We start from the raw sequence: 23,097 nt of genomic DNA, 5'->3' as shown, positions 1-23,097 counted from the left end.
TTTTTTTAGTATTTTTGTTTACCGGTAAACTATATTATATAAGGAGGAATCAAATTGAATATTCCCCAAACGATAAGAGAACGCAGAACCATCCGGAGATTCAACACAACGCCGGTACCTCCCGAACTGGTCGTATCCTTGTTGAACGATGCGGTCAACCTGTACGAAGACAAAGGTACGCCCCGCTGGCGCTGTCTTATCGCTGGCACGCCGGAGTCCCGTCAAAGATTGGTGGAGAGCATGATGACCAAGATGAAGGAAAACCGATTCGTTAAGCTCATGCCCCCAAGAATGATTGATTTTTTCATTAAACGAGTAACGGAAATTCCCGCTCACCTGATTTTCATCGCGGAATCGGCCTCCGATCGGAGGCAGAGCGACGAAAACTTCGCTGCAGTTTGCAGTGTGATGCAAAATTTTCAGCTGCTTGGCTGGGAACGTGGATTGGGTGCGCTGTGGGACACGGACCCCATGCTTCAAAGCAAGTCATTTCTTGCGGAAATCGGTTTGCAGGAAGGTGAAAGGTTTGCCGGGATTTTGCACATTGGATATTTCGATAAAGCGCCGAGAGCCCGAAGAAGAACGCCGGCCGAGCAGAAATGGACCGCCGTCGGCGAAGGCCGAGAAGCGGATGGGCTACGGTCGGAACGCGGCGGGATTTCAGCGCAAAGCATTCTGGAAGTGCTGGATGACGCTGTCTGGGCCCCGAATGACGGACTAAGAGAACCGTGGCGCTTCATCTATGTGACGGGCAGCGAAGCGGCCGCAAAGCTCTCGAATTCGGAAGGATATACATCATCGGCTTTTCTCTTGATTATAGCAGAGCATGAAGAGGATCCCCACAAGCAGGAGGAGGATTATGCGGCGATTTGCTGTTTGATCCAGAACGTACAACTATTGGTAAAATCCAGGCCGTGGAACGCACGCCGATCGATACCGGAATGGATTTATGACCAGGATCAGTGCAAAGCGTTCGGCATTCAGCCGGAGGAGCGGGTTGTAGCGGTGCTGGAGCTCGGAGAAAACAATCGATCGTTGCAATCGGTATCGTCTCCTCCCCCGCTCCTTAACCTGACGCATCTATGATGATATAAGCGGGGTGGACCTCCCCAGATCGCTTGATGTGAAGTCCACCCCGTCGTATTTGTGCAATAACCCCGTTCAGATAGCCGTGATTTCGCCCTGTTCTTAAGATAAGCGGTTCTTCGGTGGCCGTAGCGCCCACGAGACGATATTAAGTGCCGCATAAGAAAGCGGTAGGATAAGATTAAACCCGGAATCCCCATAGTCGTTAGCAAATGCATGAGATAATGCCGCACCCGTCATTAAAAAGAAGATGCCGGCGTGAACCCATTCTTTAAGTCGAGGTAAACCTGGCACGAGGAGAGCGATGGCACCAAGCACTTTCCAAATTCCGAGAATGGTCAATACATACAGTGGATAGCCCAGATTCGTCACCAATTCGAGGTTTCCCCCAAATTGCATCAACTGTCCGATGCCGCTTAACATAATAGCTGCTGCGAGCAGTCCTGTGACTGACCAATAAGCAACCGTTTTCCCTAGAGGGCGGGTATTTATTTTCATGCTTGTTTCTACACCGATCACCTTATTCATTGGTTTCCACCTCTTCATAATAATCTCTCTTGATCACAAAAAACGAGCCTCGAATCGTTCCTGCAAGTTTCGACTTCTGCCTAGCGAACTTGAACTTCCCTTCTAACTCTTCGGGCACCTCCATCCCCTCCGAAAGCTTAAAACCAACAGCTCGCTTCTTAGGATCATCCACGGTATACATTACGTTTAACCCGAGACCATTCTCGTAAAAAACATAGGCAAATTGAATGTTTTCCACTTGAAAACGTGACGTTTCCAATGGTTTGGCCGCAAACTCAAGATCACGCTCTTCTTTCAATATTCGGTTCACATAATCCAGGGTCTCCTGGCTCTCGCTAGCCGGTACAACCGTAAATGCATGCTTATACTTGTTCATAAAGTAACGGGCTTCATTCGCTCGTAAACCAGCAAGCGCTTCTGCTACGGGCGAAGACTCTAAACCAGTTGAAGATACATGTTTAAAATCAACGATATTGGACACGATCATCCCTCCTAATAGTTTTGCAAGCTTTCCTTCTACTATAGGCAAAGCTCGCTCGAAAGCATTCGCGGCTCTTTATTTCCGAACAACAGGAATCCACATTTCGCCTAATATTTGGCCGTTTCGCTGTCCCATATCCACCATGGCATTCGGCCCGCCGACATAAGCGAAATTCTTGGCTTCCGGCAATACTTGACCAAAGGCGATACCAGCAAGCAATTGACTCAGCTCATCAGCCGACTGCCCCTCCCCTTTTACAACGAGGTAATCCCCTTTAGGAAATTGGATAACGCGGGTTGCTTCGGGCACCGATTCCTCTGTCATGACGCCGGCGTAGAACATCATCTTGTTGTTAACCGCTTCGTTTACGGCAAAAATGTAGTCATTTGCGGCGATGCCCTTTAATGTGTCCAACCTTCCGTCTTGCTTCACGGCTTCCCAAAAGTCGGCCTTCTCCTTGTTAATGCCCGCATAGTCGGTGTAGTCGCTCTGAAGCTCAGTTCCAATTCCTAAAACGATAAAGCTGTCTTTTTCCTCGAGGATGTAATTTGTCATTTTCAATCCCTTCCTTTTCTGTGAATATTCATTTCGTTCGATGGGTTAATCATAACTTTTAATCATGTCAAAAAATGATACTGTTTAGAGGGCTTATGAAAAAAGTTAAAACGGATGAATTCCATCACTTGGTTTCTTATCCTCAACTCGGGTCAAGAGCTTGCAGCAATAAGACAAACTAGCCTCGATTCTCGCAATCTCTTATGCATGTATATTCTTGTAATCAAGTGCTTACAAGAATACAAGCAACAAAATAAGAACGGGAAGTTTCTCCCGTTCTTATTTTGTGAGCACTTCTAATTCATGTCTTTTTGCCTGATCTGCATGTTTTCTTTTGTTTATGAGGCTTCCCGGCTTTTGACCAGGTAATTGTACATCAGTTCGGCTGCCATTGCCCGATTGGTAACGGCCTTTGGAGACAGCTTGCCTCCGCCGGTGCCTTGAATCAATGCGGCTTCAAGCATGAAATCCATCGCTTCCCGCGCATAACCGGATACGTCCTTCGCATCGGAATAACGATCCATGCCGTCTCCTCCGCCCGGCAACTCGCTTCCGGCCGCTTCCATCATCGCATGAAGCATGACGACCATATCCTGACGCGTGATCGAGTCCTCCGGTCTAAACCGGTTATCTCCCGTTCCATGAACCAGTCCCAGCTGCTTCGCAGTGGACAAATACGGCGTATAGTACCTGCTCCCCGCATCTGCAAAATTCATGGCGTCATCCGTTTTCCCTGGTTTGAAGCCGAAGGCATTCATGGCCATGACCAGGAAATCGGCCCGGCTGATCTTCTCCTGCGGAAGATATCGCCCTCCGCCTGCACCTTTTACAACGTCCCTGGCAGTGAGGTAATGAACGGCGTCCGCATACCAGCTGCGCGGGTCTATATCCAGGTAAGATACTTGCTTATATGCGATCGCATACGTGCCAAGCTTGCCCGTTTCAAAGGTCAGGGTACGATGCTCGACATTGTAATAACCGTTTAGGACAGCGGATACGGATCCCATTGCATTGAGTTCCCACGCGACCAGCTGATCCAATCGCTCGTCAGCCTTGGCCTCATAATGAAGCGATACCTTTACAGGTGTGCTGCTTCCCGGCCATTCCACCGTCTTGCCATCGATCTGCAGCAGCAGCTCGACGATCGGTCTGTTCCCAATTCCGGTAAGCCGATCCCCGGAAAGCCCGCCTTGATTGCCCGGACGAATCACGAGGCCCGTGAACTGCCCTGCTTCCTTCAGATTGTTCAGCATATTGGAAGGCACCGTCACGGTTGCCTGCGGGGTAACGATTTCGATCCGTTCCCTCGCGTGGTTCCGGTTCAAGTACGCTGACGGTACCTGGATGACGATTTCGCCGTTGAACGTTCGGACGCTTTCATCCAGTTGAATCGTGACGGTCTTGATTCCCCGCCCATCTGCAGTTACGCTTTCGAAGGCTTCGCTGAGCTCCAATTCGCCGATGGATGCCTGAGCCTTCTGACCGTTTATCGCGACTTCCGCCGTAATCGTTCCCGGTCTGGAAGCTCCAGTGGTCGGCGGTGTGCCACCTGGCTTGCTTGGGCCCGGTTGATTGCTGCCGCCTCCATTATTGCCGTTGCTTCCGTTGCTTCCGTTGTTTCCATTGTTTCCGTTATTGCCGCCACCGCCATTGTTTCCGCCGCCGTCATTGCCGCCACCCGGAGGCGAGGATTTCTTTGTGGTCGTAAAACGATAGATTGGACTAAGCTGCCTGGCGCCGAATTCATCGGTAATATCCATATACCAATAATATGTCTCATCGGCTTCTCGTCCATTCCATACGGCAGAAGCAATTTCTCCGGACTTCACGTCTTTTTGCTCGCCAATCAGCGTATCTTTGTACACATTGACCGCGAAATAATCGGTTGCCACCCGTTTTTGAATATCCCTGAACGCAAACGGCTCCGTAAAATCCTCAATGGCGTCGTCAAAGAAATTATAATCGTCCAAGTAAGGCGAATACGTATCCACATCCAGCGTGCCGGAGGTTGGATCGAATTTCAGCAGACGCAGATAACCGCTTCCTCCGTTCGGCCCTCCCTGATAATCCGCCAGCATTTCAATGACCTGTCTTGACGATCCGTCCGGATGCGTCACCGTTTTCACGACCCGGTTGGCAGCATGATAATGGCCGCTTAGCACCAGCTGCACGTTTTTGTTCGGCGCAATGACCTGGTCAAAAACGCGCTGCGCCATACTGGACAAGGTTCCGTTGCTCTCCAGATAAGCGTGCATGCCCACGATCGCGATGCGGTCCGCATGCTTCTTCAGCACCTCGTTGGCCCAAGCGATCGTCTCCGGTGTATCCTCCAGCCCGAAGCCGATATAGAGGAAAATAAAGTCGTGGCCTCCGAACGACACGAGGTCGTAATGGTTGCGGTTGTTATCCATTTCGCCGCCATACCATGGATTGTTCTTGTACCGGTCGGCCCCGACATATTTCCCGTAGTAGGAGTAGTCCACGCCGTCAATGATGACGTCGTGATTGCCCGCCAGCACGCCATACGGTACGCCCGCTTCGTCCAGCTTCTTCAAATTCCGGTCGGCTACGGCCCACTGCTTCTCGTCGTCGGCCACGTTCACGATGTCGCCGGTATGGATCACATAACTGAACAAGCCCTTCTCATATTCTTCCGTGATCCAATCGCCCAGCTTATCGAAAATGTCCGGGTACGATTCCGCGTAATACTGGGTATCCGTAAACCATAAAATGTTGAACGGCGCATTCGCGCTCTTCACTTCATCTTGGACCATGGCCTGGATTTTGCCGTTTCGCACGTAACGGCTAGGATCCACTTCCGCTGTCAAGACGATGTCGGATTCGGCTTCGTCACCGGTGGCCGACTTCAGTGCCGTCCACTTTCCGCTCTCATAATCCCAAGCATACAGCGTCACGATACGGCCCGGAAGCGTGCGCCCTTGCCAGTGCAGCTCTACGGTATCCTGTTCCGACCATGCTTCGTCCAGCTCGATTTCGAATCGATGATAAGGGAACCCGGAATCCGTATCCGTGATAAGATACTCACCGTCCGGATAAGCCATTTTCTCGGCTTCCTCCTTGCCGATCCCTTTCTCTCCGTCCGGCGCCAGCACGAGCGGAGGCTCCCGGTCTGCAACGTTGAAATGGCCTTCGATCCCGTCTTCGCGGGCAAAGTCATATTTATCCCCTTCCAAGAAGCGAACGTCCATCGAATCTCCGCTCGGATCGCTGAGTCGTGCTCTTAGGCTCGGATTCAAACCCACCTTCTCCGCGAAATCGGCTGGGGAAACCTCGCCCGGAAGAAGAGGTTTCTCCTCTTCGATCATAAAGGTGCGAGAAATCTCCGCCGAATTGCCGGCCCCGTCGAGTACGGTCACATTCAGAATATGCTCGCCCGGCGAAAGCAGCGTGGAAGATGTTTCATAAGGTAGCGTGATTGGCTCGCCATCTAGCTCCGCCGTAATGCCCGTTACGCCTGTTAAGTTATCTGAAGCGACCACATCCAGCATGAACGGCCCTTTGAGCTGTATGGCGTCGGTCAATAATTGCCCTTCCCCATACGATATCCCTTCAATCTCGGGTGCGGTGTTGTCCACAGTCACGTCGACGGACTGGAAGACTTGACCGTTCACCGACATGCTCAGCGGATATACCCCGTCCTTTACCGAAGCGGTGTCGAGCTCGGCATATCTTGCCGTGAACTTGTCTTGCGGAATCGGAAAATGGAAGTCGCTGATCATCGGCTTGTTCGGGTTGCTGCCGTAATCCGCATCGCCGAATCCGTAGTACGTATCCTCCCGGTAATCCACGGTCGACTGCCCAAGGTTGCCCAGGTAGTTCAGTACCTTATCCGGTTTGACCACCGAACCGTCCGGCAGCACAAGATGTAGATTCATCACTTCAAAATCATCATGGTTGTTCTTGCCGAATACCTTGTCATGGTCTTTGACTTGATATGGCGCATTCTCATTTCCGGTATGCACGGAAACCGTTGTCCCGGTGACGAACAGGTCAGGAGCAATATCGAACATCGACCAGGCGCCGTCGATGTATTTGGGCAGGATGCGGCTGAAAAATACCGTCTCCCCGCTTGCATCCAGCCCGCTTGCCGACGCTTGGTAAATCTGATCGATCCCCCGGGTCTGCATGCCCAGCTGTACCTTACCCGGCAGTGCCTTGCGAAGCGGCAGCGGATTGACCTCAAAGCGAACTTCGATGTCGTCTTCAGCCCGGGAGCCGTAAGCATAGAAGGATGACTTTCCGCTGATCATGCTGCCGTTTGATAAGGACAACCCCGGCGCCGGCAGCTCCGTTCCCGTATTCTCTTCGTTAACCGTTAGCAAGCCGCCTCGGGAGTTATATGGAACCCGCGTGCGGTTGCCGCTGCCGTCGGCAGCTTCAATGATATACCGATAGACGCCGATCTCATTTAGCGTGATCGTGCCTTGATAGACGTAAAGTCCATTATCTTGGGACGCAAGCGTCAGCGCATGCTTGTCCGTAAACGCTGTCGGCTCCTCGGAAGCCGCTTCAATCAGCACTTCAATGGAAGCAAGGGGCTCATCGCTGATCACGGAAACCGGATAAGCCTGTCCCTGGCCCAAGTTATAGGCGGTCTGCTCATGCTGCAGCGTCGGGGCAATCATGTCGACACCTGCAACAGGCGGCACCTGAACCGGATCAATGCTGCCAGGATTGGCGTACATCCGATTATCCAGGCGTTTCATGGTCGTTCCTGCATCCGGATAGGCATATCGAACGACCGCATTGCGGACGTCATTGACCAGCCTGTCCGGGCTGTCCGGAGCGCTGGGATCGTACCAGGCCTGTACAATGTACGAATTGGCCTGTCCCGGCGCGGACAAGGCGATCCCTCGATGCAGCGAATTCGGAAGATTGAAATCCGAAGCTTTCGAATTATCGTAGAAAATAATATCGTTGTCGTTCAGCATGCTGTTAAAATGCAGATTGAAGTCCGCCGTCGTCGTATAACCCTTGCCGTTAGCCACGGCTTCCTTCGCGAACCAGATAACCGCTGCGCTGTACGGCTCGATCGAGGTATGATCCGGTACCTTCCAGCTCTTAGGCGCCGTTGTGCCCGGATATAGATACCAGAGGGTGTAATCCTTGAGGTCCAAAACCTGATCCGAGTTATTGTAGATTTCAACGTATTCGTACTGGTTGCCGCTTCCCCACCGGTAATCCCCGGCCGGGTTCGGAAGAATTTCGGTGATTAGAATACGCGGTACGCCCCCGCCTGCAGAAGCTCCGGTTAAAGCCGTTTCATAATCGACAGATCTCGACTGCTGAAGTCCATCCGCTGCCTCGATATAATACTGCAGCTTATCCCCGGTCAACTGATCGGCCGGAATGACCGCATCGAATTGATCACCGCCCCGATCGATCATGTCGATCTGGCTGTAGGGACTATGGACCGCCGTTTTGTAATACATCTTAACTACCAGCGCATCTCCGTCCGCGTCATAGACGCTTGCGCTGACGGTCAGCGGCTGTGTCCGCTCGGTAAAGGCAATGGGCGTATGATTGATTTCCGGCGCACGATTGTCAAGCGGCGATAGCTGGCCCAAGTCAACGATTCCGGCGCTAGGCGCAGCTTCCCTGGCGTAAGGAATCATCGCCGAACCGCCGGGAGGCAGCTGAAGATGTACACTCTTGCCGTCGCCGACATCATTGGCAGTATAATAGAAGCCGCTGATCACGGCGGCGTCGTCGCCTTTTCGGGTTATGTATAAGCCGCGGTCCGTATTGTTGAGGCCATCCTGTCCCCGAAGCTTGAATACCGGTACCTGGTCGGGAATCGAATGATACCGGCGGAAATCGGATTCCGTCAGGGCAGCGGCTGCTCCGGTAATGGATGAGCTTGTCCGTTCCACCCAGAGCACGGCCGGGCTGTCCGCCGGGATGACCACCCCATCCGGATTGCCGTATACGGTGTCCGTTACCGTCAACGTCTTCACGCCCGTATTGTAGTCGTAACGCATGTTGAATTCGTCATTAAACGAGATCGGCGCTCCCGAATGATTGTAAACCTCCACATATTCGAACAGGTCGGCCCCGCCCGCGCCTTCGATCGTCTGCTGATTCGACCGGTCATCGGGATAAATTTCCGAGATCAACACCGGCATTGCTCCCGAAGGGGCCGCATAGGCCGAGTTGCATGCAAGCGCAAGCTCAAACAAGCTGCTGCCAATCAGTATGCCGGATAATAATCCGGCGATCCATTTTCGCTTCATGTGCTCCTCCTATTTGCTTTATTTCTCTAAAATCCTAAAGCATAAGGGTCAAGCGAATATTAAATGTAATTGCGTGTTTCGTAAACGAATTCTGAATAAAAAAAAGCCATCGCTAAGAACGCGATAGCTTTAAACTTCATTTCATTATTTATTGAAAGTGACCTTCTCCGAACCGCCCTCAAGAATGATCGACGTGTCCCGCGGCTTCGTTTCGGCGATTTTGCGGCCGCCTCTGAACGAGTAGAGCACCCCGGCCTGTTTGCGTATAGCCTCATATTCGTTCTCGGCTTCAAGAACGATGAAGTTCGCAGGCTTGCCTTCTTCAATACCGTACACGTCCTCGATATGCAGCGTTCTTGCACTGTTTTTCGTAATGAGATCGATCGAATTCACGATTTGATCGTAACCGAGCAACTGCGAAGCATGGATGCCCATGTGCAGCACCTGAAGCATGTTGCCCGTGCCTAGCGGATACCATGGATCAAAGATATCATCGTGACCGAAGCATACATTAAGACCGGCTTCCTGAAGCTCTTTGACGCGAGTCAGCCCTCTTCTTTTCGGATATGTGTCAAAGCGTCCCTGCAGGTGGATGTTGACCAGAGGATTGGAGACGAAATTGAGGTCCGCCATCTTCAGCAATCTGAACAATTTGTAGGTATATGCATCATTGTATGAGCCCATCGCCGTCGTGTGGCTTGCCGTGGTGCGGGAGCCCAGCCCGCGTTCGTAGGCTTCTTTGGCGACGACTTCCACGAAACGGGATTGCTCGTCATCAATCTCGTCGCAATGGATGTCGATGAGACGGTCGTATTTTTCGGCGAGGTCAAACGCAACCTTCATCGATTCAACGCCATATTCCCTCGTGAATTCGAAGTGCGGAATGCCCCCAACCACGTCAACTCCCATTTTCAGCGACTCCTCCAGCAATTCCGCGCCGTTCGGGTAGGAGTGAATGCCTTCCTGCGGAAAAGCGACAAGCTGAATATCGATGTATGGTGCCATTTCTTCTTTCACTTCAAGCATCGCTTTTACCGCGGTCAAGCTTGGATCGGTGACGTCCACATGCGTTCGTACATGCTGGATGCCCTGTGCCATCTGCCACTTCAGTGCCGTTTTGGAGCGCGTCTTGACGTCTTCATGCGTCAGGAATGCCTTGCGTTCAGACCAACGCTGAATGCCTTCGAACAGCGTTCCGCTTAAATTCCATTCCGGCTCGCCTGCCGTTAACGTTGTATCCAGATGAATGTGAGGCTCAATGAACGGCGGCAGCACAAGCGAGCCGCCCACGTCAATGACTTCCTCATTCGCCGTTGCTTCCAGCGACTGCGTAATTAGCTCAAACCTTCCGTCTTTCACGACGATATTCCACAAACCTTCTTTACCCCGCAATTTTGCGTTCTGTATAATCATTGTTTTTCCCCTTTTCTTTGGATTCTTTTGCAGGAGCGATCAGCATCAACACAATGTAGGCAACCGCCGTACCGATTAGTGCGTTCAATGGCGTTATGCCTGGAGCAAGCTGGGCGAACGCCACGCCGATAGCCCAAGCCAGCATCGCTATCCAGTTTACCTTCTTGAAAGTCATGTCGGCAAATGGCTTATAGTTTCTGCGCTTCACAAAAAAGTAGTCCGCGATGATGATGGCCCCGATGGACGGTACCGCCGCGCCCAGCACATTGAGGAACCCGACGAAATTATTGTACATCCACATGGCAAATAGGGTACCCACGATGCCGTTTACGATGACGAAGAATTTTTTCGATATTTTTGTGATGTTGGCAAATCCCAGTCCGGAAGCGTAAAGAGCGTTATCATTGGTCGTCCAAATATTCAGCCCCAGTACGATGATCGCGGGAATGATCAGCCCTTGCAGGAACATGACCTCCGAGATATCTGCCAGGTTATAAGCCATGGCGCCAACCGCACCGAACAGGAACATGAGCGAATTCCCCAGGAAGAACGCTATGACCGTGGCGGTAACCGCCTGCCTCGACGTCCGGGAGAACCGTGCAAAATCGGGCGTCAAGGTTCCACCGCTAATGAATGAGCCGATACAAATGGTCAGGGCCGCTGCCGCGGTCAGTGTCTGTTCAGGCTTGTAATCGAGCAAGCCTTGCAAACCGCCCAGCATATCTGCGCCTTTGAACATGGAGTAACTGCCGAGAATGGTAATGGCCGGAACCGCGATATAACCCAGAATGACCAGCGACTTCATGCCGAAGATGGCCGATGCCGTCATCGCGAGACCAAACAGGAAGATCAACAGGTACACGTTCCAATCCATCGCTTTGGCAACCGGAATCGCGAACATGGCCACGCCGACGCCGAACCATCCGACCTGCGTGAAGCCAAGCAGGAATGATGGCAGGTACGAGCCTTTCTCACCGAACGCGTATTTTGCCAGCAAATGCGTGGAAAGGCCCGTTTTTGCAGCGATATGTGCCAGCGCTCCTGTGTAGATACCGAGTGCCAAATTACCCGCAAGCACGATTCCAATAAACTCCATGAACGTCAAGCCGACTCCGAGCGTCCCTCCCGCAAGCATGCTTGCGGAAAAGAATGTGAACCCTAACATAACGGATAACGTCTTCCAAAAATGGTTTCTCTGCGTTTTCGGTACCGCTTGCCACGAAAACTCTTGATCTTGTTTGCTCATCAGAATACCTCCAGGTTAAAGTGTTCTGATACCAAAGAAGCAGAAAAAAGAGGCTACTCGTCAAGTCTTCACTGACAAGTAGCCTCTTTCATTACATCATAACCCGCGCGAAGACGCAGAGCATCCCTGACTGAATACGCTCTGAATCACGCGTGATTATAAAAATCCGCTGCCCTTGCCAGCCTCTCTGGACTGAATTAAAGGTACCAGTATTCAATTACATTCTATTATTTTGGAAAAGCCTGCAGTTGTCAATGTTATAATTATCCAATGGTTAAAATCCTCTTAAGTATCTTTAATGCGGAAGGATATTGTAAAACTCAAGAGCACGAAGATAAATTGGAGAGACAAAGCCAATAAGATCGTTGTTCTGCGACTCTAGTAGTTCATATGGGTTTTGTACTTTTCTTCATCACTCCACGTGTACTTATTAGGTATAGATTTCTGTAACTATTCTAATTGCATCCTTAGCTATGATGAACGAATCACAATTAAGAACATCATATACATTCAGCGATTTGGCATCAGTTGTCTGCACATCCGGAATGTTATTTGCACTTTTATACACGATTTGATCCGCCTCAGGTGTTACAATAAGCACTTTCTTATTGGCATAAAGAGCTGTAAGCATGGCAATGATCGATTTTGTCCTGTAAGTTTCAAGTTTAATACGGTCAACTACGATGAGTTCGTTATCTTGCACCTTGGCGGATAAAGCTGATTTAATCGCAAGACGTTTAACCTTTTTATTAAGGCTATAACCATAGTCACGAGGTTTGGGACCAAACGCAATCCCTCCGTGACGCCAGTGCGGCATCCGAATGGAACCCGCCCTCGATCTGTCAATTTTATTTTGCTTATAGGGTTTTCTACCTCCACCTCTAACTTCGCCACGGGTTAAAGTCGAATGTGTCCCACGTCGCTTGTTCGCTAGATGGTTAACAACAGCTTCATGCAGTACCGATTTGTTGGGAATCACCCCGAAGATGGATTCTTCAAGCTCCATCTCGCCCGTAATTTTACCTTCCATATTATAAATAGAAACGTTTAACAATCTTAGCTACCTCCTGATTATCATCATAAATATGTGGATTTTTTATGGGAACGTATAGCTCAATAGTGAGCAGAAATAATGATAATCAGTTGTTTTGTTAGATTTAGAATATCAACTTTTTCTTCCTGCTCACTTATACTGCAATCGAAGTATTTACGATAACATCCATCACTTCGACCCCCTCCTGATACATTTTTTAAATGGGTTATCCCCATGTTTCTCTTACATCTTCACGATAACAGATCGAAAATGTATGCTCTATATACAAAACGATGTTGTAGTATTTTTTATTCGTTAACGTAAGCTGCATCACATATAAGTGGCTGCTCTGATGTCCCGTTTTTTTGCATTAAAAAATCCCTTCAAGTAACAGTGCTGGATTTTAGCACGCTTGAAGGGATTCGTAGGTAATTATTTCTGATAAATTATTTTTCTGATAGCGTAGGTTGATAAAAAGAATGATTCTGAGAGTTCCTCGACTGAAGCGCCAGATAAATACGCACCCACGATAGCATCATTTCTTTGGTTAATTTCTTTTCGTGCGCCAGACAGCTCTCCCCAGACTTTAAATTCATTTTTTCTAGCTGGTATATAGAGGTATTCGCCTTGGACATATTCCTGTAATTGTTCTACTAGTTCCTCCGGCAAGACGACAGAAGCATTAATATATCTCACGAACGACTCACTCCTTGAAATTATTGTTCAAGCAGCAAAGCCAGTTTCTATTTTGTTGGCTGCTCCATGCAAATACTCAAAACCGGCTCTGCATGGAGAATCACATGTGTTATAGATGTATTTTTTAAGAACATTGTATTCCTCCTGGTTAGTTGATCGACTTATTAAATGTTACCGTTTGATCCATATAGTTGACCGCATGCTGCGTTGATGTCTGATCCGAATTGGGTCCTCACGGTGACATGGATTCCCTTTGACTTCAAGATTCTAAGGAACATATTGATGCTGTTCTGATCCGACTCTACAAAACTTTGTGATGTGGCATAAGTGGAATTGTATGGAATTAGATTGACGTGATATAAATGTTCCCACGACCCTCTTCCACGCAACAAATCAGCAACGGCTTCAGCATGTTTAGTTGAATCGTTGATACCCCTTAGCAGGATATAAGCAATGTAAACCTTTCGCTTTGTTTGCTGAATATGCTCGTCCAACACGGTCAAAACTTCTTCTAATGGAAAATGATTGTTAATGGGCATTAACTCGCTTCGCTGATCATGAAATGGTGAATGAAGCGAGAACGTTAAATTAATCTGTGGAAATTCCTTCGTCAACTTTTTTACTCCAGGTAATAAACCTATGGTAGAAACCGTAATCCTTCGATGTCCTAAACCGAAAAGTTTAGGATCCGTCAGCACATGCAAAGCATCAAATACATAGGGATTTGCAAGTGCCTCTCCCATTCCCATAAAAGACACACTGTCCAAGGGATGGTTATTCAAAGTAAAATAAAGCAGTTGATCCGTTATTTCATCCGTTGTAAGATTCCTCTTCAAACCGAGTGTTCCCGTAGCGCAAAATGTACAACCAAATCCGCAGCCGCACTGCGAAGAGATACAATAGGATTCCCAGCCCGTTTGATAACTTAACCTTACGGATTCAATGTATTCATCGCCTGGGATAGCAAACAAAATTTTGCTAACTTGGTTGGATTTCTGCTCCATTTTTGGTGTGATGCTTAACACATTGTTTCCAAGCTCTTTGATTAATTCATTTCTTACAGGCTTAGGCAAATTGTTCATTGCTTCGAAATTTCCGATCTTGTTCTTGAAGATTGCCTCTGCTATTTGCGAATATCTATAATTCGGTTGATTTAGAGCCGATAAGATCTTACGTATTTTTTCATACTTAGATAAATGCTTCATTTCTATCTCCCTTTAAACGGAGAAAACGCAAAAAAGCACCAGCTCACCGGTGCTTTTTTGCGTACATTAACCTAACTATACCTATACAAAAATAAGAGACTAACTATAAATAAGTCGCTAACTGTATATATGCATAGAAGGATAAAGTTCCGGTATCTGATTTGTAATTATGTGAACCTTGTCAAACATCGCTTTACATGACAGGTTCACGTTTACATCTACAATCTCAGAAGCAGTCATCACTTTATCCCTCCCATTGTTCATCATCGTTATTACATGAAAAAAATTTAACACAAGATATATGTTTCGGTCAAGGCGAGTTAGATAGCAGGCATATTTCCTCCCCGCTTCGGACTTTTTATTGATCCTTCCTCATCTTCTATTGTTCAGTCGCGAACTTACGAGTCATGTTCCTATACTTTGTAGGTGAAATACCTTTTTTAGCTTGAAATTGCTTAATAAAGTAAGTGTCATACTCGAATCCGGTATCGCGTGCAATTTCATCAAGCTTCATACCTGTATGTGTCAGAAGATCGCACGCAACGTTTAAACGATAGGAAAGCAAGTAACCGATAGCTGTATTTCCGCATCTCTCTTGAAACAGCTTATTTAGCGTCACACGGTTCAAATGAGCGCAATTCGTCAAATCTTCCAACGAAATCTTTTTGGGATAGTTGGTGTGTATATATTCCAATACCAAATCAACCGGGGATTGTTCACTATTATGATTTAGATCCTCCAGTAAACCTAAAATTTGAATGAGGTATTTTTTTATTCTGCATACCCAGCGTTCATCACTTTGCGCTTGCACTTCCGTACCGAGTATGAAGAACCACTCGAATATACGCGGGTATGCTTTTTCCGTTACACGAGGTACACCAGAGTTTCGATCATCTCTTTGAAAAAGCGAAAGACCCCTTTGTATACTCGGACCCGTAGGAATGTAACTCTGCGTTTCGGAAAGTGTTACAGTGTTAAGGAATGCAGGGTGAAAACGAAAGGATTGTGCAGCCACGTTCTGTCTCTCAACGACTTTCATCTCATCTTCTTCAGCAAGACAAAGGACGCCCGGTGCGGAAATTTTAATTGGTCGTTCGTTTAATATCCCGCTTAAACTTCCTGACGTAATGAGAACCAGGGTAAGACGTTCAGGATAAGGAAGCACACTAAAATCCTCTGTTGCGGCAAATTCAATGTACACGGTGCGGTTTTTGTGACGGTCTACTTGCGGCATAGCAATCACCTATCAAATCGTATAGTCAGATGCTTCATTTAAGCCAGTGTACCACACATAGGTGCGGGATATAATAGCGATGTAACAACTAAAGGAGGAGATCCATATGTCGATGGAACGTTATCATATTCACGTCTCCGATGAGATCCTTGCCGATCTCAAATACAGACTTCATCACATCCGTTGGCCTGATCAGCTAGAACACTCGGGTTGGGAACGAGGCACGGAATTAAGCTATTTAAAGTCGCTGGTTTCGTACTGGCGGGACCACTACGATTGGCGGGCACAAGAAGCTGAGTTGAACCGTTATTCCCAGTATAGCTGCAATATCGATGACATGGATGTGCACTTCGTGCACGAGCGTGGAAAAGGACCTAACCCCATGCCTATTATTCTTACTCACGGATGGCCCGACAGCTACCTTCGTTACCAAAAAATCATCCCCCTCCTTACGGATCCGGCCAGCCATGGTGGTCATTCCGAGGACTCTTTTGATGTGGTTGTCCCTTCATTACCTGGATTCGGGTTCTCAAGCAGCCCCAAACAACCTGGATTCAACAATAATCGCGTCTCCGAAATGTGGGCTAAACTGATGACAAAAGAATTAGGCTATAAAAAATTTGCTGCCGCAGGCGGAGATATTGGCTCCGGCGTTACAAGATATCTGGCAGCAAACCATCCCGAGTTATTATTTGGAATTCACCTGACCGATATCGGCATTATCAGAAATCTCATGAATGCATCTGGTCAGGCTAATCTCTCGCAAGAAGAACTGCGATACAAGACAAGCGCTTCGGAATGGATTGCTCTGGAAGGTGGCTATATGTCGATTCAATCGACACGCCCCCAAACCCTTGCATATGGACTTTCCGACTCGCCGGCAGGTTTGGCAGGCTGGATGATCGAAAAATTCCGATCATGGAGTGATTGTAAGGGTAACCTCCAGCAAAGATTCAGCAAGGATGAACTCCTCACCCACATTATGATTTATTGGGTTACGAATACGATGGGATCGTCAACACGCATGTATTATGAGAATTCACATTCATTACCGCCATTGGGCTATATCGAGGTACCGACAGGCATCGCATTGTTTCCGGAAGACATCTTGCTGCCGCCCAAGGAATGGGCCTCACGTAACTTAAACGTTACTCGCTGGACTTCGATGCCATCCGGCGGACATTTTACCGCCATGGAAGAACCTGAGCTTCTAGCTCGTGACATTCGTGCTTTCTATAAGCCATACAGATTGGGAAATAGAAATTAATCTAAATCAAAACTATTTCATCATGCAAGCTATAGATGAGCGCTCATTAGGATTCAACGGCCTTTACTGTTTCGTCTTTAGTGCTGTTGAAGCCTGCACCTCTGATCGTTCTGGTGGGTAGAGGGTAAATCGTTATGAGTTTCTCATATATTTCCTTTACCTCTGATCGATTATCTTTTTTTATATGGACTACCAAAGATTCGAACTCCGGAATGTCCTTCTTTCGATACAAGTCATATCCAAGCTCTATCGTTTCGGCAAGTTGATTGCGAAATGCTTGAGAAACTTCCGGTCTTTCGAGATACATCTTAATGGAGTACATAATATTGGACCCATACCGTTCTCCGGCTTGGCTTAATTCGTCGGTTCCTGAATCAGCATGGGGATTCATATTCATGGACTCAACAGCTTCTTTCGTTGCTATCTCTTCTCGGATGCGTGGATTGCTTTGTTCACTAGCGCTGCAACCGACACTACATGCAATGAACAACATCATAGTGATGCGGCCAGAATTTTTCACAAAACTCTTCAAGCCTGGTTCCTCCTCAAACTTTATATTGGTAGTTTACCAGGCCGAGGTTTATTTTTCTATAAAACCCATTATCTTCATTAGATTATGGTTTAGCATGCTGCCCATTCCATTCATTCGTCTTATTTTTGGCTCGTAAAGTCTTCTTGGATCTTTTTCAATCGTTCAAGATGTGGTTTCAACTGCCGCAGCATTTCCGCTTTATATGACTCTATTTGATCCTCGAAAAACATGTGATGTGCGGCATCCTTGAACGACATAATCGTTTGGTTTAACTCACGGAGTTCAGTCGCAAGCGAGCGCAAGGTTTCTCTGGTCTTGGCGTCAATTGTTTTTGGATTAGACTTCCAATACGAATAGCTTATTTGGTATAACGGTCGCCATGTCCTTGCCTGAAAAGCGAGAATAAACATGTCCTCCTGGTTATCCATTGTCATTGCCGTATTATTAACTGAAAGCTTGGGAACCGCGTTGTTGGGGAAGGTATCGCTAAATTCAATGATCGTTAATAGCTGCTCATCGATTTCCTCCGCTTGGATCTTCGCCTTATCGATCCATTGCCGTATCTTGGCAGGATCTTCATTTTCCTTCGACTCGCTGATCGCCATCAGCGTATCAGCAAGCGAAATCGTTTCAGAAGCGTGCTTCACTAAATAGGCAAATACCGAGTCGTTCTTCAGCTGATACAGGGAATGGAGGCCGTTGTATCTAACAGATGCCTGGTTTTCCAAATGCCTGTACACCGCAACGTTTATAATGATGATAATAATAAGTATTGGTGCGTAGATCTTTATGTGCTTAGGCAAAGCTGTACTTCCTTTCTGATACATTCATCCTGTAAGTAGGATGATTTAATGCTGCTATATGAAGCTGCTAGTTTATTTTCGCGAATGTTAGTTCATATTGCAGTCGAAAAAATAGTTTAACATACCAATTCATCAACCCTAAATGGATAAGATATTCCATAAAAGTGCCTATTAGCTTAATAAGCAGTAAATGCACCTGACTTAAGTAACAACAAGAATTTATATACTTCAAACAAAAAAAGCCGCATAGGATGCGGCTTTAAGGTCTTCAAGTTCTTTTCGTCCAATCAAAAGAAAGTCCAAAAATGATCCGCCATGATTCCAATTGGTTATCCCGAATTTAATAGAAACTCCTCACTCCGCGTTTCGATGTACAGCCCGTAACGCAAAGTCATGAAGATTGCGGAAACGCCGGCCCAGCAGCTCATACCCCTCGGCTCCAGGGTGTAGGCCATCCGTCAGAAAGGCTTCATCCTCCGGACCGAACCACTTCAAGCCGTCCTGATAGTATAACTGGCGATCGCCCCGAGCCCTTAGCAGCTCCACGGCCTCGCGGATGAATTCCCGCATGATGGGCAGGGTGAAGCCCAGCGAATTGAGCTGCGTTTCGCGGACGGTGCCATAAATCGGAGAAATGACAAGCAGCGGGGTATCCCTGTGTTTGTCGCGTATCGTCTCCAGCAGGCCAATCAGCAGCGGCTTGAACATGCGAGGGCTTAAGGTGCCCCCGCCATAGATGTTCACGCCTGCACATATCGAGATGAAATCGGCCGGCAAGTCGCGAATCAGACGCCCGATCATCGGTTCCATGTGGCAGTTGCCGGAGAAGCCGAGATTGGTCAAGCTGAAGCCGCAGGCTTCGGCGGCAATGGCTGGCCAAGCGCGGGAGGGGCTGGAAGCCCCGACGCACTGGGTAATGGAGCTCCCGTACGTAATCCAGCGGGGCCGGGTGTCCGGCAGCGGGACTCCGACGGCATGGGCATCAGTCCGTAGGCCGGTGACGGTTATTCCTATATTTTGAGGGAGCCAAATCTCCACATCCTTGATTCCGTCCTTAAGTCCGCTGAACAAGGCTTCTGTTGCTCCGCCGGACAGGCTGAGCGTCTGGCATAGTCTACCTTCTGCAACGCAATCCATGGCGGCGGCGTCCGCAAGCGGTGCAAAAGATACGGCCACCTCGGTAGAGTCCGTCCGCAGCCGCAGGCGAACACCGGCACATATCTCGGCTTTGCCATCGATTCCCCCAGGCGGATACAGCTCGTAATCCATGTAAGGAATACGCCACGGCTTGATACCATCCTCCCCGTGTTCGAGCGACACGGCACCGTGAAACCACTCATCCGTTAATGGAAGCTGCTTCACGGCGCATTCCCTCCCTTCTGCTTATCAGCCGGAATGAAATCTTCTCCCAGCCATACATCCTGCTCCAGCAGCCGCTGCTGAAGTTCGGCTACGGAAATGCCGCGCGAGCCGGTGCCGTCCCGCAGCGCCAATGCAGCCGCCGTTCCCGAGGCCTGGCCCATGGAGAAGCAGTTCGGCATCACCCGAAGGGAGCCTTGCACTGCTCGGTCCGAGGATACGCAGCGTCCGGCAACCCAAAGGTTGTCGATGCCAATCGGCAGCATGATCCGGTACGGTACGCCGTGTGAAACCCCGGGCGGCAGGTGGTTAAAAGTCATCTCGCTTTTGCTGTTGGCGAGATGAATATCGATGTAGTATGCGTTGCGGGCAATGTCGTCCGGGAAGGAACGCGCAGCAAGGAAGTCATCGACCGTCAGGATATAGTCCCCTTCAATCCGCCGCGTCTCCCGGATGCCGAGCTGCTCACCGCTCGCTACCATATGGGCGCGCTCAAAGCCCGGCACGTAGCGGCGGAAGAACTGCAGCTGGCGTTCCGCCGTGCGGCGCCCTTCGATCGCCCCCCGTGTCAAATCCTCGGCAAGGGTGCCGTCCACGCCGAATACATGGCCGAAGTTGACGCCTACCAAATAGTCGCTGACCCAAGCAAGGCCGGAGATCGACTTGCGGCCCTCCGGCAGCGCACCGTCCTCGATCGCCAGCTCCACCGTCTTGTGCAGTTGGCCCGTATCCCCGCTCTCCTCCAGGTACCGTCTGAACCTTGGACGGTCCACATTCGCAAGCAGATAGCACATGCTGCCGGGCTGAAGCTCGCCCGCTTCCCCGCCCTTCTGAAAAGGAGCTCCCGCCAATGCGGCAACATCCCCATCTCCCGAGCAATCGATAATATACCTGCAGGGGATGAAAGAACGTCCTGTTTTGTTAACGACAACGACACCTTCAACCTTCCGGCGGTCCTCAGACAGGACAACATCGTAAACAAAGGTGTGATACAGCGGCGTCACACCGCTTTCCAGAATGGCATCATCATAAACCCGTTTCAGCACTTCGGGATCGATCGGCACCCAATCCAGCATCTCTTGATATTCCTCACGGTACTGAGGATCGCATGCCTGCTTCATCCGTTCCATCAATTGAAGGCCGAGACCGCGGATAATCGGCTTCCGCTTATCCGTAAAGGGACAGAAAGCCGGAACGAGCGCAACCGTGCCCATGCCGCCAAGGAATCCTCGCTGCTCCACCAGCATTGTTTTCGCCCCCCCTTTCGCAGCGGCAATGGCCGCAGCGATGCCTGAGGCGCCTCCGCCGATGACAAGCACATCCACCTCGCGGCTAACCGGAATGCTGACGGATGGCAACGTAATATGTCCTTTCATAGAAACCCTCCCCATTCTGTATCAACATGTCATCATTACTTATGGACTGTGCCTTTCAGACAAAGATGCAGCAAATCATCTACATGCGCAGTCGCCAGGCATTCTACGGTATCGGCCGCGCCGTAGTAGATTTTGACTTCTCCGGTATCCTCCAGAATCATGCCCCCCGGAAAAATAACATGATTGCGGAAGCCCCCATCGGTCTCATAATCGGCTTCCGGGGCAAGCAGCGGCGTCTCCGCCATGCCGATGATCCGGCTGGGATCGGCAAGATCCAGCAGTAAAATGCCGGACGTATAGCGCTTCTTCCAGCTGTCCTCCCATCCGTTCTTCCCCCGGCTGCGATCGATGTCCACGGCATGGAACAGGGTCAGCCAACCTTTGTCCGTTTTGACGGGCGGAGCGCCTGGTCCTACCTTGTCATTGGCATAAGCAACATCTTCAACCGCCAGCAGCAGCTTGGAGTTGCCCCAGTATTTCAGGTCAGGCGAGTCGCTCATCCACATGTCGAAGCGGTCTATCCCCCCCCGGCTGTATACAGGCATCGGGCGCTCCAGCCGGACGTACTTGCCCCCGATCCGCTCCGGGAACAATACCATGTTGCGGTTATCCGGCAGCGATAGGCTCAGCACCTCGAAGGATCTGAAATCTTCGGTGACGGCGATGCCGCCGCGCAGCCCGTGCTTGGTATCGACCGCAAAGCACATATAACATTGTTCGCCGATTACCGTTAGACGCGGATCATACACGCGGATGACCTCTTCATCATGCCAAGACCAGCACGGTTCCGGCTGCGCATCCCACTTAATGCCGTCATCGCTGAAGGCCAGCCCCAGATTCGTTGTATGATGAGGGGCGACAATCCCTTTAAGTTCATCACCGTAGTCATTGCGAAAAACCATCACATATTTGCCTTTAAATTTGGTAACTCCGGCATTAAAGACCAACGCCGGACCGTAGGGCACATCACCCGGAGTCAGAATCGGATTCGCGGAATGCCGGGTCATGATCGGGCTGGAAAACAAATGCCCCACTATAATATCGCTCATATGCATCAAACTCCTTGTTTATGAATTATGAAATTAACCTTTCACTGAACCCGCCGTCACTTGAATAAAGGATTTGTTCGCCACAATATAAGCGAGAAGCATCGGCAGAATCGACAGGCATGCTCCCGCCATCATCAAATGGATCTGCATGGCCGCGGAAGAACCGTAACGAAGATTCGCCAGCCCGACGGTGAGGGTCTGCAGCTGAGGATTCGTCATCGTGAAGACCAGCGGCAGAATGTATTCGTTCCAGGCATGGCGGAAAGCAAACAGCCCGGCAACGCCAAGCCCCGGCGTCAGGAGCGGGAGAATAATCCGGAAGAAGGTTCGGACAAAGCCGGAGCCGTCCACCATGGCCGCTTCGTCAAGCTCGCGGGGAATCGCTTTGAAGAAACCCAGCAGCATAAAAAATGTGCTGGAATGGGCACTGATCAGAATCAGGATCACGCCCCACAGCGTGGTATTCAGGTTCAGCGCGACCATCAAATCGAATTGCGGGCGCAGCACGATCGCACCGACGGATATAAACATCATCGACGCCTGCGTCGTAACATACAGGGATTTGCCGGGAAAATGGCGACGGTCCACCACATAAGCCGCCATGGCAGCTACCAGCAGGGTGCCTGCGGTAACCATAATGCTGACAAAAGCGCTGTTCCAGGTATAGCGGGCAAAATTAGCCTGCTTCCAGGCTTCGGCATAGTTGACGAACTGCAGCTTGGCCGGCAGCAGGCTCCCGCCGGTCATCATTTCGGCGCCGGTCTTGAGCGATCCGGACAAAGTCATCAACAGGGGAAATAATGTCAGTATCGCCGTTATCAATAAGAACAACCACATCACCGTACGGCCCGCAATTCTGCCTATGTGGCCGGAAGGCGGGCGGGCGGCGATTTGGCCGCGCGCATCCGGCTGTTGGGGTAATTCCTGTTCGTTCATCTGCTGATCCTCCTGCACGCCTGCAGCCGTTCATGATCAATCGG

The 23,097-nt window shown here is 49.6% G+C and carries 18 protein-coding genes; 2 read left to right on the top strand and 16 right to left on the bottom strand.

All coding sequences use genetic code 11. The features are described 5' to 3' along the window. The first annotated feature begins 54 nt into the window (after window positions 1-54). A complete protein-coding gene (locus JNUCC32_RS08895; protein ID WP_192571714.1) occupies window positions 55-1,086 on the top strand; it encodes a nitroreductase family protein in 1,032 nt (343 codons plus the stop codon). Window positions 1,087-1,188: 102 nt separating this feature from the next. On the opposite strand, the gene JNUCC32_RS08890 is transcribed toward JNUCC32_RS08895, so the two are convergent. The 10 genes from JNUCC32_RS08890 to JNUCC32_RS08845 form a co-directional block, all read right to left on the bottom strand. Then, window positions 1,189-1,614 (bottom strand): DoxX family protein, encoded by a 426-nt coding sequence (locus JNUCC32_RS08890; RefSeq protein WP_192571713.1) that lies wholly within the window; start codon window positions 1,612-1,614, stop codon window positions 1,189-1,191. Next, window positions 1,607-2,095 carry a DUF8821 family protein gene (locus tag JNUCC32_RS08885; protein WP_096773934.1) on the bottom strand — a complete coding sequence of 163 codons (489 nt, stop codon included), beginning with the start codon at window positions 2,093-2,095 and terminating at the stop codon, window positions 1,607-1,609. Before JNUCC32_RS08885 ends, JNUCC32_RS08890 begins: the two co-directional genes overlap by 8 nt. A gap of 75 nt (window positions 2,096-2,170) precedes the next feature. Further along, window positions 2,171-2,650, bottom strand: coding sequence for a GyrI-like domain-containing protein (locus JNUCC32_RS08880; protein ID WP_096773935.1), 480 nt, complete (start codon window positions 2,648-2,650; stop codon window positions 2,171-2,173). A gap of 338 nt (window positions 2,651-2,988) precedes the next feature. Then, window positions 2,989-8,904 (bottom strand): S-layer homology domain-containing protein, encoded by a 5,916-nt coding sequence (locus JNUCC32_RS08875; RefSeq protein ID WP_192571712.1) that lies wholly within the window; start codon window positions 8,902-8,904, stop codon window positions 2,989-2,991. Window positions 8,905-9,048: 144 nt separating this feature from the next. Beyond that, window positions 9,049-10,317, bottom strand: coding sequence for a cytosine deaminase (locus tag JNUCC32_RS08870; protein ID WP_015735622.1), 1,269 nt, complete (start codon window positions 10,315-10,317; stop codon window positions 9,049-9,051). Next, complete coding sequence (codB, locus tag JNUCC32_RS08865) at window positions 10,286-11,563, bottom strand: cytosine permease (protein ID WP_192571711.1); 1,278 nt, start codon at window positions 11,561-11,563, stop codon at window positions 10,286-10,288. Before codB ends, JNUCC32_RS08870 begins: the two co-directional genes overlap by 32 nt. Window positions 11,564-11,993: 430 nt before the next feature. Then, a complete protein-coding gene (rplD, locus tag JNUCC32_RS08860) occupies window positions 11,994-12,617 on the bottom strand; it encodes a 50S ribosomal protein L4 (RefSeq protein WP_096773938.1) in 624 nt (207 codons plus the stop codon). A gap of 411 nt (window positions 12,618-13,028) precedes the next feature. Further along, on the bottom strand, window positions 13,029-13,292 hold the full coding sequence (locus tag JNUCC32_RS08855) for a CD3324 family protein (protein ID WP_096773939.1): 264 nt from the start codon (window positions 13,290-13,292) through the stop codon (window positions 13,029-13,031). A 164-nt stretch (window positions 13,293-13,456) separates the two neighbouring features. Further along, window positions 13,457-14,497, bottom strand: coding sequence for a Cfr family 23S rRNA (adenine(2503)-C(8))-methyltransferase (locus JNUCC32_RS08850; RefSeq protein WP_192571710.1), 1,041 nt, complete (start codon window positions 14,495-14,497; stop codon window positions 13,457-13,459). Between the two features lie 379 nt (window positions 14,498-14,876). Continuing rightward, a complete protein-coding gene (locus JNUCC32_RS08845) occupies window positions 14,877-15,731 on the bottom strand; it encodes a helix-turn-helix domain-containing protein (protein WP_192571709.1) in 855 nt (284 codons plus the stop codon). A gap of 106 nt (window positions 15,732-15,837) precedes the next feature. Here JNUCC32_RS08845 and JNUCC32_RS08840 point away from each other — a divergent pair, with 106 nt between their 5' ends. Further along, on the top strand, window positions 15,838-16,998 hold the full coding sequence (locus JNUCC32_RS08840) for an epoxide hydrolase family protein (protein WP_192571708.1): 1,161 nt from the start codon (window positions 15,838-15,840) through the stop codon (window positions 16,996-16,998). 46 nt (window positions 16,999-17,044) lie between these two features. On the opposite strand, the gene JNUCC32_RS08835 is transcribed toward JNUCC32_RS08840, so the two are convergent. The 6 genes from JNUCC32_RS08835 to JNUCC32_RS08810 form a co-directional block, all read right to left on the bottom strand. Continuing rightward, complete coding sequence (locus JNUCC32_RS08835; RefSeq protein ID WP_192571707.1) at window positions 17,045-17,530, bottom strand: hypothetical protein; 486 nt, start codon at window positions 17,528-17,530, stop codon at window positions 17,045-17,047. A gap of 119 nt (window positions 17,531-17,649) precedes the next feature. Then, the gene (locus JNUCC32_RS08830) at window positions 17,650-18,333 is read right to left on the bottom strand and encodes a hypothetical protein (RefSeq protein ID WP_192572627.1); all 684 of its coding nucleotides are present in this window, start codon (window positions 18,331-18,333) and stop codon (window positions 17,650-17,652) included. Between the two features lie 354 nt (window positions 18,334-18,687). Beyond that, window positions 18,688-19,695, bottom strand: a complete 1,008-nt coding sequence (locus JNUCC32_RS08825) for an SGNH/GDSL hydrolase family protein (protein ID WP_192571706.1) — start codon at window positions 19,693-19,695, stop codon at window positions 18,688-18,690. Continuing rightward, complete coding sequence (locus tag JNUCC32_RS08820; protein WP_192571705.1) at window positions 19,692-21,068, bottom strand: FAD-dependent oxidoreductase; 1,377 nt, start codon at window positions 21,066-21,068, stop codon at window positions 19,692-19,694. Before JNUCC32_RS08820 ends, JNUCC32_RS08825 begins: the two co-directional genes overlap by 4 nt. A 35-nt stretch (window positions 21,069-21,103) precedes the next feature. Then, entirely contained in the window at window positions 21,104-22,117 is a 1,014-nt protein-coding gene (locus tag JNUCC32_RS08815; RefSeq protein WP_192571704.1) for a glycoside hydrolase family 130 protein, read from the bottom strand. Between the two features lie 33 nt (window positions 22,118-22,150). Continuing rightward, on the bottom strand, window positions 22,151-23,053 hold the full coding sequence (locus JNUCC32_RS08810) for a carbohydrate ABC transporter permease (protein WP_096773948.1): 903 nt from the start codon (window positions 23,051-23,053) through the stop codon (window positions 22,151-22,153). Window positions 23,054-23,097 lie beyond the last annotated feature (44 nt).

This window comes from Paenibacillus sp. JNUCC32 (assembly GCF_014863545.1).
Taxonomy (GTDB): Bacteria; Bacillota; Bacilli; order Paenibacillales; family Paenibacillaceae; genus Paenibacillus_AQ; species Paenibacillus_AQ lautus_A.
The sequence above is the reverse complement of the archived record's forward strand: the minus strand, read 5'-3'. Positions and strand labels throughout refer to the sequence as shown.